General features: G+C 61.3%; 11 protein-coding genes. 4 read left to right on the top strand and 7 right to left on the bottom strand.

The window, feature by feature from the left end:
• Positions 1-3 precede the first annotated feature (3 nt).
• Complete coding sequence (locus tag F4Y00_04170) at positions 4-765, bottom strand: DUF4159 domain-containing protein (protein ID MYE04150.1); 762 nt, start codon at positions 763-765, stop codon at positions 4-6.
• Positions 766-829: 64 nt separating this feature from the next.
• Here F4Y00_04170 and F4Y00_04165 point away from each other — a divergent pair, with 64 nt between their 5' ends.
• The 3 genes from F4Y00_04165 to F4Y00_04155 all read left to right on the top strand — a co-directional run bounded on the left by F4Y00_04165 (position 830) and on the right by F4Y00_04155 (position 3,153).
• Positions 830-1,018 (top strand): zinc ribbon domain-containing protein, encoded by a 189-nt coding sequence (locus tag F4Y00_04165; protein ID MYE04149.1) that lies wholly within the window; start codon positions 830-832, stop codon positions 1,016-1,018.
• Between the two features lie 32 nt (positions 1,019-1,050).
• Positions 1,051-2,280 carry a cupin domain-containing protein gene (locus F4Y00_04160; protein MYE04148.1) on the top strand — a complete coding sequence of 410 codons (1,230 nt, stop codon included), beginning with the start codon at positions 1,051-1,053 and terminating at the stop codon, positions 2,278-2,280.
• Positions 2,281-2,691: 411 nt separating this feature from the next.
• Positions 2,692-3,153, top strand: coding sequence for a hypothetical protein (locus F4Y00_04155; protein ID MYE04147.1), 462 nt, complete (start codon positions 2,692-2,694; stop codon positions 3,151-3,153).
• 28 nt (positions 3,154-3,181) lie between these two features.
• On the opposite strand, the gene F4Y00_04150 is transcribed toward F4Y00_04155, so the two are convergent.
• Together F4Y00_04150 and F4Y00_04145 are read right to left on the bottom strand one after the other, a co-directional pair.
• Positions 3,182-5,767: a bifunctional aspartate kinase/diaminopimelate decarboxylase gene (locus tag F4Y00_04150; protein MYE04146.1), complete on the bottom strand. Its 2,586-nt coding sequence runs from the start codon at positions 5,765-5,767 to the stop codon at positions 3,182-3,184.
• A 286-nt stretch (positions 5,768-6,053) separates the two neighbouring features.
• A complete protein-coding gene (locus tag F4Y00_04145; protein MYE04145.1) occupies positions 6,054-6,935 on the bottom strand; it encodes a sugar phosphate isomerase/epimerase in 882 nt (293 codons plus the stop codon).
• 207 nt (positions 6,936-7,142) lie between these two features.
• Between F4Y00_04145 and F4Y00_04140 the strand changes: the two genes are divergently transcribed.
• On the top strand, positions 7,143-8,513 hold the full coding sequence (locus F4Y00_04140; GenBank protein MYE04144.1) for an AAA family ATPase: 1,371 nt from the start codon (positions 7,143-7,145) through the stop codon (positions 8,511-8,513).
• 19 nt (positions 8,514-8,532) lie between these two features.
• Here the strand turns inward: F4Y00_04140 and F4Y00_04135 are convergent, their stop codons facing one another.
• The 4 genes from F4Y00_04135 to F4Y00_04120 are packed head-to-tail and all read right to left on the bottom strand — an operon-like array spanning position 8,533 to position 12,706.
• Positions 8,533-9,864 (bottom strand): TRAP transporter large permease subunit, encoded by a 1,332-nt coding sequence (locus tag F4Y00_04135; GenBank protein MYE04143.1) that lies wholly within the window; start codon positions 9,862-9,864, stop codon positions 8,533-8,535.
• A complete protein-coding gene (locus F4Y00_04130) occupies positions 9,861-10,439 on the bottom strand; it encodes a TRAP transporter small permease subunit (GenBank protein MYE04142.1) in 579 nt (192 codons plus the stop codon). The genes F4Y00_04135 and F4Y00_04130 overlap by 4 nt, the downstream gene beginning before the upstream one ends.
• Before the next feature lie 27 nt (positions 10,440-10,466).
• The gene (locus F4Y00_04125; protein MYE04141.1) at positions 10,467-11,591 is read right to left on the bottom strand and encodes an ABC transporter substrate-binding protein; all 1,125 of its coding nucleotides are present in this window, start codon (positions 11,589-11,591) and stop codon (positions 10,467-10,469) included.
• Positions 11,588-12,706, bottom strand: a complete 1,119-nt coding sequence (locus tag F4Y00_04120) for an ABC transporter substrate-binding protein (GenBank protein MYE04140.1) — start codon at positions 12,704-12,706, stop codon at positions 11,588-11,590. The genes F4Y00_04125 and F4Y00_04120 overlap by 4 nt, the downstream gene beginning before the upstream one ends.
• Positions 12,707-12,857 lie beyond the last annotated feature (151 nt).

Raw genomic sequence — 12,857 nt, 5'->3', positions numbered from 1 at the left:
CGGTTAGTGCATCATGGCGTAGGTGAGAATGTTTGTGCCCATACGAAACGCGGTCTCGCGCGTTTCCGGGGAGTCGTTATGCACTTCCGGCGATTCCCACCCGTCACTGATGTTCGTTTCGTAGGTGTAGAACACGATCAGGCGCCCTTCGTGGAAAAGTCCGTACCCCCGGGGCGGCGCGTTGTCGTGTTCGTGAATCTTCGGAAGCCCGTTCGGAAACGGGTAATGGGCATGGTAAATTTCATGGTCGAACGGCAACTCCACAAAGGATTTTTCGGGAAAGATTTTTTTCATTTCCCGGCGGATGTATTCGTCGAGGCCGTAGTCGTCGTCGACGTACAGGAAGCCCCCGTTTTGCAAATAACGCCGGAGCCGCTGCGCTTCGCCGTCCGAGAGCACGATGTTGCCGTGGCCGGACAGGAACAGGAACGGGAAACCGAATACCTTGTCGCTGGAGAGTTCGACCACGTCGGGACGGGTATCGACCTGCATGAGCGTGTTGGTGCGGACATACCGCAGGAAATTGGGAAGGGGCGTGCTGGCCTGGTACCAGTCTCCGCCTCCGCTGTATTTCACGGCGGCGATCCGCAGGAGACCTGCGTTGGATGTCGTGGCCTGTTCCTGCACGACTTGTATGCTCGCATTTTCCCGGGCTTGTATATTCACGGCCTGCCCGTTCGCAACCTGCCCCGCGGCAAGATGCGCCGAAACCCATAGCGCAATGGTGCGTGCCAAGGCGCCTGTTCGAGAAATATGCGTCCGCATGGAGTCGCGTTTACGGTGTGTTCGGAGGGGTCTCTATTAAAGAAAAAAACAGCGATGCGGTTTCATGTCTGAGCGTTCTGCGAACAGGGAATGCCCGTCCTGTGCGCTGTTCATCGATGCGCATGCGGACGTGTGTCCGTACTGCGGGTACGACCTGCCCCGGACCGCCTCTTCGATCAAGGTGGCGGCCATCGTGTTCGCAGTGCTGATGCTCTGGCCACTCTTCGAACTGGTGCGGTATCTGCTGCGCTGAATTATTTCTTAAAACAAACGATACGCGCCGATATGTTGTCCAATAATTCGCCTGCCCTGCCCGAATGTCTGCCGGGAGGCATGTCTGTCGATACCTTTCTCCGCGACTGGTGGCGGAAGAAACCGCTCCTCATCCGGAACGCGTTCCCGGATTTCGAGTCCCCGATCACGCCGGAGGAACTGGCGGGCCTGGCGCTTGAGGAAGAGGCGGTCTCGCGCCTCATCCTGGAGCGCGGCGGAACGTATCCTTGGGAACTCCGCCACGGGCCGTTCCGGGAGGAGGATTTTGCGAATCTTCCCGAAACGCACTGGACTCTGCTTGTGCAGGAGGTGGATCGCTGGGTTCCTGAACTGGCGGGCCTGTTCGAACGGTTTCTGTTCGTGCCGTCATGGCGCTTCGACGACATCATGGTGAGTTACGCTCCGGAGGGCGGAAACGTGGGGGCGCATGTGGACCGGTACGACGTGTTTCTGATCCAGGCGCTCGGGCGGCGTGAATGGCGGATCGGGGCGAAGCCGCTGCCTGCCGAAGAGGAAGTGTCCGTGCCGGATATCGATGTGGATATGCTGGCGGATTTCGAGGCGGACGAGGTGCTGGTGCTGGAGCCGGGCGATATGCTCTACCTGCCGCCCCGCGTGGCGCATCACGGGATTGCGCTGGGCCCCTGCATGACGTTTTCGGTCGGGTTTCGTGCGCCGGATCATGCGGAATACCTTGACGCCGTGCTGCGCCGGGCGATCGCGGACGCCGATCCGCTGGGGAGCTTTTCCGGGACGGAGTCGGCTCCGCCCGATCATCCGGGTCGCATCGGGGAGGATGTGCTGGACCAGTTGTACATTTTCGTATGGGACACCTTGACGGCCCCCGTCCTTGAGCAAGCCTTCGGTGCGCTTGTTACCGAGCCGCAGCGGGGCGAGGAGTTGCCGGCGCCGGAACGGGAATGGACAGGAGAAGACCTTGCCGGGGCGTTGCGGGGCGGCGCCGAACTGGTGCGCGCAGCGCCGAATCGCTTCGCCTTCGTCGAACGCCATAACGGATGCGCTGTCCTGTTTGCTCACGGCGAGACGTATCCATTGGAGCCGGAGCTGGCGTATGCCGCGCCGCTTATTGCGGGCCGGGAACCGCTGAATGGGGAAACGCTCAAGGAGGCGCTGGAGGATGGGGATTTTCTGGAATTATTGGCGGTGTTGGCGAATGCGGGGAGTGTGGAGGTTTCCGGGGGAATCTTTTCGACAGGCGTTCGCTGGGATGCCGAGTCTTGACACGCAGACTCTTGTTTGCATACTCATCAAGGCGCTGCGATCGTCTGAGAAAATTCTTCTGCGCGGATGCGGGAAGTGGGGAGTGACTACTTACGCAGGCGGGCGACCAGAGTAAAGCGGCGCCTGCCTTTGTGAATGTTTTCCGAATAGGGCGCTCGGAAGATTCAACTTCCCTGCCGGATGTGTCTAACGGGGCTGGCAGCCGAATATGCACCCGGCCGGCTTATTCGGGACCGAAGCAGTTCGCAGAGGGGTGATTATTTCATGAGAGAAGGTAATTCCCTTCATCGTGCCGTTGCCCCTCCGCGCGCAACGAAGCCGAAGGACGCAGGATCGTCGCTCGATGCTACGGGCAATGAAACAAAACACCGAAACCCATATACTATTTCTTACAAATCATCCGCGAAAGCCGTGATCGATACCCTTTCCATCGTTGAAAGCCTTACCGACGCAGGCGTCGAGCAGAAACAGGCCAAAGCGCACGCCCAGGCGATTGCGAACGCCGTGAGCGAGCAACGCAAGGACAGCGTCATGCATTCGGACATTGCCGATCTGAAAGCAGGTATCGATGTGAACAAGGAGGCGATCCTTGCGAACAGGATGGCTATCGATGCGAACAAGGAGGCGATCCTTGCGAACGGGGTGGCTATCGATGCGAACAAGGAGGCGATCCTTGCGAACGGGGTGGCGATCAATGCGAACAAGGCAGCGATCCTTGCGAACGGGGTGGCGATCAATGCGAACAAGGCAGCGATCATTGAGAACAAGGCGGCAATCATCGCGAACAAGGCGGGGATCGATGCCCTGAAATGGATGGTAGGCGTAAACATGGCGATTACGCTTGCCTTGTTCGCTGTCGTTCTCGCCGGGTAGCCGGACCACCTCTCTCCTTCATTCTCCCTCACTTCCCCCCTAACACCACCTCCTCCGCCGGGGCACGCATGTTGTATTCGTTGCTCATCACGCGGCCGTAGGCGCCTGCGGTAGCGATCAGCATTACATCCCCTTCCCCGGTGCTCGGAAGGCGCCGTCCGTAGCCCAGCACATCCCCCGTTTCGCAGATCGGTCCCACCACGTCGGCAGTGATTTCCAGCGGCTCGTCCAGCCGGGACAGGTTGACGATCTCGTGCCAGGCTCCGTAGAGGGCCGGCCGGATGAGCGAGTTCATGCCGGTTTCGATGCCCACATAGCCTGTCGCTCCTTTCCACTTGGTTTGCGTCACGCGGGCCAGCAGCACGCCGGCGCGGGCCACAAGGAAGCGCCCCGGTTCCATCCAGAGTTCCACGTCCGGATGCCCCTGCTTGAAGGCGTCGAGCGTCTCCGCGATGTCGATCATGTCCGGTTCCGGCGCATTCCGCCGCTCCGAAACGGGAAGCCCCCCTCCCACATCGACAATACGGGCATCCGGGAAACGGTCCCGCAGCGAGGCAAGGAAGGCCGCCGTTTCGGCCCAGGTGTCCGGCGCGACGATGCCGCTGCCTACATGGGCGTGAAATCCGACGATGCGCACATCCGCTGCATCCGCAAGCTGCGCAAGGCGCTCCAACTCTTCCGGCGCCACGCCGAACTTGCTCTGCGATCCGGCCGTCTGCACGTACTTGTGATGCCCGCGGCCCCGCCCCGGGTCCATACGCACGAGGAGGTCCCTTCCGCGGAACACATCGGGCCATGCTTCCAGCGGATAGATGTTGTCCAGCGTAACGTACGCGTCCAGTTCGTACCCCTCGGCGTATTCTCCCTTCGGCGCGAAATTGGGAGTGAACAGGATGCGCTTCCGGTCGATGTCCGGGAAGAGATCGATCAGAAACCGTATCTCGTTCGGCGACACACACTCGAACCCGATTTCTCCGTCGTGGAAAAGACGAAGAATGTCGGGGTGCCCGTTCGCCTTTACGGAATAGAACACGCGATCCAGGGCGCCGATCGACAACACCCGCTGCAACGATTCCCGCAGCGTGTCTTCGTCGTATACGTAGACCGGGCTTGTTTCGGAAGCGATGGCCAGCAACTCCTCCCGGCGGCCCTGCCACCAGACGGTCCGGCTTGGCGGTTCTTCACCCGACGCTTCCATCAATTCCCGCCAGTCGGGTCCGATCAGCGCGTCCGGCTCCCGCTTTCCGAAGAACTGCGCGTGCAGTTTGCGCATCAGGCGGCGGGCCTGATCTTCGTCCACCACGAAGCTGAAGTTCAGATCGCCGGCCGCCTGAGAGACCTGGTGGACCTGCTGTTCGTGAAACACCTCGAACGCAGCCCCCATCTCGTGGAGTATCGATCGGATGTTGCGCCCGATCAGGCTCACGATAGCGCAGGGACCGATCTGCCGGGCGGTGCAATATTTGTTCAGCGCATGGAGCAGGGCATCCATACGCGCTGTTTCGAGGGCGTTTGCGTTGCGGTCCAGCGAGACGGTGACGTTCGTTTCGGAAGTGGCCACCAGGTCGATCGACAGGCCGTGTTCCTTGAACGTGGCGAACACATCGGCGAGGAAGCCGACCTCTTGCCACATGCCCGGCGATTCCATGGAGATCAGCATGACGCCGGTCTTCGTGGCGATCGCCTTGATTTGCGCGCCGAAGTCGGAAGTGTCGTCGGAGATGACGGTTCCCGGCAGGTCGGGAGCACCGGTGCATTTGATATGAATCGGGATGCGCTGCCGCTGCGCCGGTTCGATGGAGCGGGGATGCAGGACCTTTGCGCCCATCGTCGCCAGTTCCTGCGCCTCGGCGTAGTCCAGTTGGCGGAGCAGGCGCGCCGAAGGAATGTCGTGCGGGTTCGCGGTGAACATGCCCGGCACGTCGGTCCAGATTTCAATGCGTTCGGCGCCGATTACGGCCCCAAGGCAGGAAGCGGAGGTGTCGGAGCCGCCGCGACCGAGCAGAACCGTCTCTCCGGCCTTGTTCGAAACGATGAAACCCTGCGTAATGACGAGATCGCCGGCGGTGCGGGCCAGGTCTTCCTGCAGAGCAGTGTCCGGATCGAACCGGCATGTAGCCGACAGGTATCGCCGCCGTTCCGGAAGCAGGCGGCGTTCGTCCGCGCGCAGCATTTCGCGGGCGTCCCGCCAAACGGGATCGAGTCCCCGGGACGTCAGGAAGGCGGCGCCCATTTTTGTCGACATGAGTTCGCCGAGCGCCAGTAGCCGGGCATGGAGCCGCGGGCCGGCTTCGCGAGTAAGCGAGGCGCCCATGGCAAGGCGCTCCAGTTCGGCAAGGTCCTCTTCCAGCAGGGCCGTTCCGTCTATGTCGAGATCGGCGGCGATGCGGAGATGGCGGTCCCGAATCGTCTCGAGGGTGTGTTCGTAATTTTCCTCGACCGCATCCTCCAGCAGGCGTTCGAGCAGGTTGGAAATCTCGCTCAGGGCGGAGCAGACCACGACGGGAACGAAGCCGTCGTCGATACGCGCCCGGACGATGCGCTCAATGATATCCCAGCGGGCACGACTCGAAACGCTCGTGCCGCCGAATTTAAGAAGGACCCAGCGGGGCATGGGAGGAGGCTTACGGGATGGATCGGGACGCTTTCCAACGTCGAGATGCGCCGCATAGGTTCCTTGGCGACGAGAGGTAGCAGCCGACTAAGTTGACACGTGGTGTAGGTCTACCCCAAGTTTACGCGATGAGAGCCGACCTGCGAGGTACCGTGTTCGAAGACATGTCAAATTGGCAAGTTGAGCAAGATAATTACTGTGCGATGGATGCCGAATCCGTGGCAGGTGTAATCCGGACCCGCGCCGAGGTCTGCATCAGGGTTCATTGTACCGGAAAGCCGCCGGCTCAGGCCCGCGCCAGATTGTTTTCCGTGAGATACGCAAAACTTTGCGCAGCGGCCTCGAACATGTCGGTTTCGCAATCGTCCATCTCCACGATCATCCACTCTATATGGCCTTTGCCTGCCTCTGCAATCGCCGGGAAATCCTGCAGGCCGCTTCCCGCTGCCACCATGGGCCCTTCGGTGGAGAGCACCGTCGCATCCTTGATGTGCAGCAGCGGGGCGTGCGCGCCGAAGTCACGCACCACCTCTGCAGGATCGAGGCCTGCCACCAGGGCCCAGTAGGTGTCTATCTCGAAGAAAATTCCAGGGTCGATCAGGGGTCTGATTTCATAGAACGGAAGTACCCCATCCTCGATCGGTTCGAATTCCCACCAGTGATTGTGCAGTCCGAATTGCAGGCCGTTCGCCTGGCAGAAGGCATAGGCCTCGTTATAGATGTCGGCCAGTTCCTTAATGCCGTCCATCGTCTGGTACCGCTCGTCCTCGGGCCATCCATGCCAGACCATGAGGTCACAGTCGTAGACCTCAGCGGCCTCCAGCACGGCAGCCTGATGCTCTTCTGTCGGAATCTCTACATGCACCGCGAACACGCTTAGCCCCGTGTCCTTGAGCAATTGACCTGCCTGCGCCACAGTCATTCCCTCCGGCCAGAAGCCCGTTTCCACGGCGGTATAGCCCATCTCGGCAACCCGGCCGAGTGCGCCGGCGGCATCCACCTCGATGGCGTCCCGCACTGTGTACAACTGGAATCCGATTCTGGGCAGCGGCGGTTCGGGCTCGGCGGGCTCTGTGTACGGCTCGGAAGTTTCCTGGCAACCACCCACAGCGACGCCGGCGGCGGCTGCGCCCAGCGTTTTCAAAAAAGTTCGGCGTGTATTATCCATGTTTTTTCCTGTCCTGGTCGATACGGTCGGCGTGTTTTGACTATCCTCTCCTAAATAAAAAAAACAGGGCGCATTCACAATGGTCCGCGTACGGAATGCGGTAAGGACATGGAATAGCCGGTATTAGAAATTATCAAACATATTTTGTACATATATTCTATTTTCAGGTATATCCTATCCTCTTGAGGATACCTTTCCTCCCCTCCCATGCCCGACTTGTTCAAGGAAGCCGCTCACCGGTATCTGGCGCGGAATGCCCCCCTGGCGGACCGCATGCGTCCTCGCACGCTGGACGAATTCGTCGGGCAGGAACACATTCTTGGGCCGGGCCGGCTCCTGCGCCGGGCTATCCAGGCGGATCGGATCACCTCCGTGATTTTCTATGGTCCGCCGGGCAGCGGCAAGACCACGCTGGCCCGCATTATTGCCAACACCACCGAGGCGCATTTCACCTCGCTCAATGCGGTGCTGTCCGGGGTCAAGGACATTCGCGAGGCGATCGGGGATGCAAGGGCCCGGCTGGAGCAGTATCAACAGCGGACCATTCTGTTCATCGACGAGGTGCACCGGTTCAACAAGTCGCAACAGGATGCGCTCCTGCCGCATGTCGAGAACGGCACGGTCGTGCTGATCGGGGCCACGACAGAGAACCCGTACTTCGAGGTCATTAAGGCGCTTGTGAGCCGGTCCCGCATCTTCGAGTTGCGGACGCTCGAAGAACCGGCACTGCGGCAGATCGCCCTCCATGCGCTCGGAGATGAGGAGCGCGGGTACGGCAGCGCCGACGTACAGATCGAGCCGGAGGCCCTCGAGCATCTGATCGACACGGCCAACGGCGATGCCCGCTCCGTGCTGAATGCGCTGGAACTGGCTGTGGAGACGACCGATCCGGACGATGCAGGCGCCATTCGGATCGATCTGGCCGTGGCGGAGGAAAGCATCCAGCGGCGCGCCGTGCTGTACGACAAGGAGGGGGACGTACACTACGACACGATCAGCGCATTCATCAAGAGCCTTCGAGGGTCCGATCCCGATGCGGCCCTGTACTGGATGGCGAAGATGATTTACGCCGGGGAAGACCCCCGTTTCATCATTCGCCGCATGTTCATCTTCGCGGCGGAGGACATCGGGCTGGCGGATCCCCGCGCGCTTCAGATGGTGTCCGCCACGGCGCATGGGTTCGACTATGTGGGACTGCCCGAAGGACAATTCATGTTATCGGAGTGCTGCCTGTATCTGGCTACCGCGCCCAAGGGCAATTCCACCATGTCGTATTTCAGTGCGCTGTCCCATGTCCGGCAGGAACGGTCCGACGACGTGCCGAATCACCTGAAGGACGCCAGCCGGGACAGGGAAGGATTTGGCCACGGGAAGGGCTACAAGTACCCCCATGCGTTTCAGGAGCACTATGTGCCCCAGCAGTATCTGCCCGACGAAATGCGGGGCACGTATTTTTACGAACCTGGGGAGATCGGATACGAGGCGGAGGTAGCCCGGCGTATGGAGGAACTCCGGCGCCGCGACGCCGAAGAGGAACTCGAACGCCGCGTACGGAGATATGCGGAAGAGGAGGAATGATCCTTGAAAGGACGAACCATCACGACATCCACGTCGCGATTTCGGGGAACAGGATCACCAGAAGCAATCCTATGGCCTGGATCCCTATGAAAGGAACGGCTCCGCGATAAATCTGCGTCGTGGTGATGGCAGGAGGCGCCACGCCGCGCAGGTAGAACAGCGCAAACCCGAAGGGCGGGGTCAGAAAGGACATTTGCAGGTTCATGGCGATCATGACGCCGAACCATACGAGATCTACGCCCAGCAGCGCCGCCGCCGGGGCGATGAGGGGCACGATGATGAATGCGATCTCGAAGAAATCGATGAAGAAGCCGAGCAGGAAGATCACGAGATTCGCGACCAGAATCAGCCCGATAACCCCTCCCGGCAAGGTGGTGAGCAACTCCTCAATCCACAGGTCGCCGTTCAGCCCGATGAATACGAGCGAAAAAGCCCGGGCGCCGACCAGAAGAATCATGATCATGGCGGTCAGCTTGGCCGTCTCCTTCATGGTTTCCCGGAGAGACGTCAGGGTGAGCCGGCGGTTGACGGCGGCGAGGATCAATGCCCCCAGCGCGCCCAGCGCCCCGGCTTCGGTCGGCGTAGCGACCCCGGCGAAGATGCTGCCGAGTACCACGATGATGAGCAGTAGCGGGGGCAGCATGACGAGGGCCACCCGGCGGATCAGTTCCTTGTGGGGCAAGCTGCGTTCCTCCGCAGGAAGGGCCGGCGCGGTGTCCGGTTTGAAAAAGGCCACGCCCGCCGCATAGAGCGCAAACAGTCCGGCCAGCAGCAAGCCGGGGACCAGCGCGCCCAGAAACAGTTCGCCGACGGAAACCCGGCCCGCCACGCTCAACTGGTCCGCAAGCACGATGAGCACGATACTGGGGGGAATGATCTGTCCCAGCGTACCCGATGCGGAAATCACGCCGGCGGACAGTTCGTGGGAATAGCCGTAGCGCATCATGACCGGCAGGGAAATGACGCCCATCGCCACGACCGACGCCCCGACCACGCCCGTCGCGGCGGCAAGCAGCGCCCCCACGAACACCACCGCAATGGCCAGCCCGCCGCGCATGCGCCCGAACAACAGACCGATGGTCCGGAGCAGATCTTCCGCCAGACGCGATTTTTCCAGCATCGCGCCCATGAAGATGAAATACGGCACGGCCAGCAGCAGCGTGTTCGACATCACGTCGAAGATGCGGTCCGGCATGGCCAGCAGAAGGTGCCAGCTGAAATAGCCCAGTTCGATTCCGACGAAGGCGAAAATCAGGGCGGTGCCGCCAAGCGCGAAGGCGACCGGAAAACCCGAGAAGATGAGAATCAACGCCCCGGCGAACATGAGGGGCCCCAGCCAGTCGCCCATCATATGCCTCCTTTCGCTTTTCCGGAGTCACTCTGAGCGTGGCCCGGAATATCTTCCGCGGCCGGGTCGCGCAGGAACGCGATTTGCTTGATAGCGAGGCTGACTCCCTGTAAGAAAAGAAGAATGAACGCTATGGGGATGACCGTCTTGATCGGATAACGGGGCAAGCCGCCCGGATCGGGCGAGACTTCCAGAACCGCCCACGAGTTATGCACCGTGGGCCAGGATGTCCAGATCACGAGGATACAGAAAGGCAGCAGGAAGAGCAGGGCGCCGCCCAGGTTCACCCAGGCGCGCCCCCGGGGCGTCAGGCGCATGAACAGCACATCCACGCGCACATGGGCGTTGTGCTTCAGGGTATAAGCGGCGCCCAACAGAAAGATCAGGCTGTACATGTACCACTGCAGCTCGATATAGGTGTTCGAGCTCAGGCCCAGGCCTGTGAACCGATCGAGATACCGCACGAGCGCATTGTACGCGCCGACCCCCACCATGACGAGCGTCAGCCAGTACACGGCTCGGCCGATCCACTCATTGGTTTGGTCGATACGATGTGCGATGCGAAGCAGCGTGCGCATGATGGATGCAGCCCTTCCTGAAAATCCTTACACGTTTCTGGGAGATGCATCCGAACCGAACGCATAATCGCCGTACGCCAGTTCGGCGGTCCCGAACCATCGGTAGGCGTCGTCGCGCCATGCCTTGTAGGCCGTGTAGACCGTACGGTACGCGGGATCGCTGGCCGATTCCTCGAGAAGTTCTTCCGTGATTTGTCTTGCTTCCGCCATCACCTCTTCCGGGAACGGATGGAGCCGCACGCCTCCTTCCACAAGCCGCCGCAAGGCCGGGCCGTTCCGTGCGTCGTACAGCGCCAGCATGTGCTCGTTGGCTTCGGCGGCGGCCGTTTCAAAGGCTTCCCGGTACGCGGACGGCAAGGCGTCCCAGGCGTCCCGGTTCACATAGAACGAAAGGCCGGGGCCGGGCTCCCACCACCCCGGATAGTAATAATCCTGCACAATTTCCTGAAACCCGAGTTTCTCGTCGTCGTACGGGCCGACCCACTCGGTGGCGTCGATCGCGCCGCGTTCGAGCGCCAGGTAAATTTCGCCGGCCGGTATGACCTGCACCGTAACGCCGAGGCGATTCATCACTTCGCCGCCCAGTCCCGGGATGCGCATTTTCAGCCCGCGCAAGTCCTGAAGCGATCCGATCTCGCGGCGGAACCAGCCGCCCATCTGCGTGCCCGTGTTGCCCCCGGGGAAGTTGATCACGTTGAAGTCGGCGAACATTTCCCGGGTGAGCGCAAGACCGTCCCCATGATAGAACCAGGCGTTGAGTTGCCGGGCCGACAGCCCGAACGGGATCGTGCAATCGAAGACGAGGGCCGGATTCTTGCCCTGAAAGTAGTAGCTTGCGCTGTGCCCCACCTGGACGGTTCCATTCTGGACGGCGCTCAGTACCTCAAGGGCCGGGACGAGCTCTCCGGCAGGATAGGAGCGAATGCGAAAACGCCCTTCCGTAAGCGCCTCCACGCGCCGGGCCATAATCTCGGCGGCCCCGTAGATCGTGTCCAGCCCGTTGGGAAAACTGGATGCCAGGCGCCACATCACACGCGGCATCGTCTGCACGGCAGGCGCCTCTCCTGTCGTGGCCTGTTCGGTGGCCGTTTCCGGAGCCGGCGCATCTTGCGGGCCGGGCGCGGCGGCACGAAGAAAGTCGCGTCGTTTCATGAGTTCGGTCGGGGATACGCGAAGGAGGCATAGGCATGCTCGGCGGTGCCGAACCAGCCGTGCGCATCTCTCCGAAAGGCGCGGAACGAGTCGTACACCTGCCGGTAGGCGGCATCTCTGGCGGCGTAGTTCTCGATCAGGTCCAGGGTAATGCGTTCCGCCTCCTGCATCGTCTCCGGGGGAAATGGTCTGATTTGCACGCTTTCTTCCTGCAATGCCCGAAACGCTTCCTGATTGCGGGCATCGTACCGCGCAAGCATGCTAAGGCCCGCTTGCGCGGTGGCGGCTTCGAGGGCTTCCTGATAGACCGACGGTAGTGCGTTCCAGGCGTCCCGATTGACCATGAAGGATATGCCGGGTCCGGGCTCCCACCATCCCGGGTAGTAATAATACGGAGCGATTTCGTGGAGGCCGAGGCGCATATCGTCGTACGGTCCGACCCACTCGGTAGCGTCGATCGTACCGCGCTCGAGCGCCTGGTAGAGTTCGCCGCCCGCCATGAGTTGCACAGTGACGCCCAGTTCGTGCATCACTTCGCCTCCGAGCCCCGGAATGCGCATCTTGATTCCCTGGAGGTCTTCGAGGCTATTGATCTCTCGGCGGAACCAGCCGCCCATCTGCACGCCCGTATTGCCCCCCAGGAAATTGATCACATTGAAATCCGCGTAGATCGAACGCATCAGTTCCATGCCGCCGCCGTAGCGGAGCCAGGCCGTTTGCTGGCGCGGGGTGAGCCCGAACGGGGCGCCCGTGTCGAAAACGAGCGCCGGATTATGTCCCGTGTAGTAATAACTGGCGGAATGGCCCATCTCCACGGCGCCTTTCTGCACGGCTCCAAGCACCTCGGTCGCCGGCGCCAGTTCCCCCGGCGGGAACGTTTGAATCCGGAACCGCCCACTGGTAATCTCGGCCACCCGCCGGGCAACCTCCTCCGCCGCCCCGAAAATCGTGTCGAGGGATCGGGGATAGCTCGATATGAGGCGCCAGCGAACCTGCGGCCGGGTTTGCACGCCCGGCGCATTGCCGGTTTCTCCGGTCCCTCCGCCGCATCCGGCGAGGAGGCTGCTCCCGGCTATTCCGGCAGCCGTCGTTTTGAGAAAAGTGCGGCGTTTCATCGGATTCGAATCGAACTCGGTCAGCGCAACGTCAGGGGCCGTTCCGCGTATGCATGCGGCGCGCCGACAAATTTCTTTGCTGAATTATACGCACGGGAACGCTTGGAATGCCTACTTTGTTGGCCGCACGCGCACCATTTACACAAAAACC

The organism is Bacteroidetes bacterium SB0662_bin_6 (genome assembly GCA_009839485.1).
Lineage (GTDB): Bacteria > Bacteroidota > Rhodothermia > Rhodothermales > VXPQ01 > VXPQ01.
The sequence above is the reverse complement of the archived record's forward strand: the minus strand, read 5'-3'. Positions and strand labels throughout refer to the sequence as shown.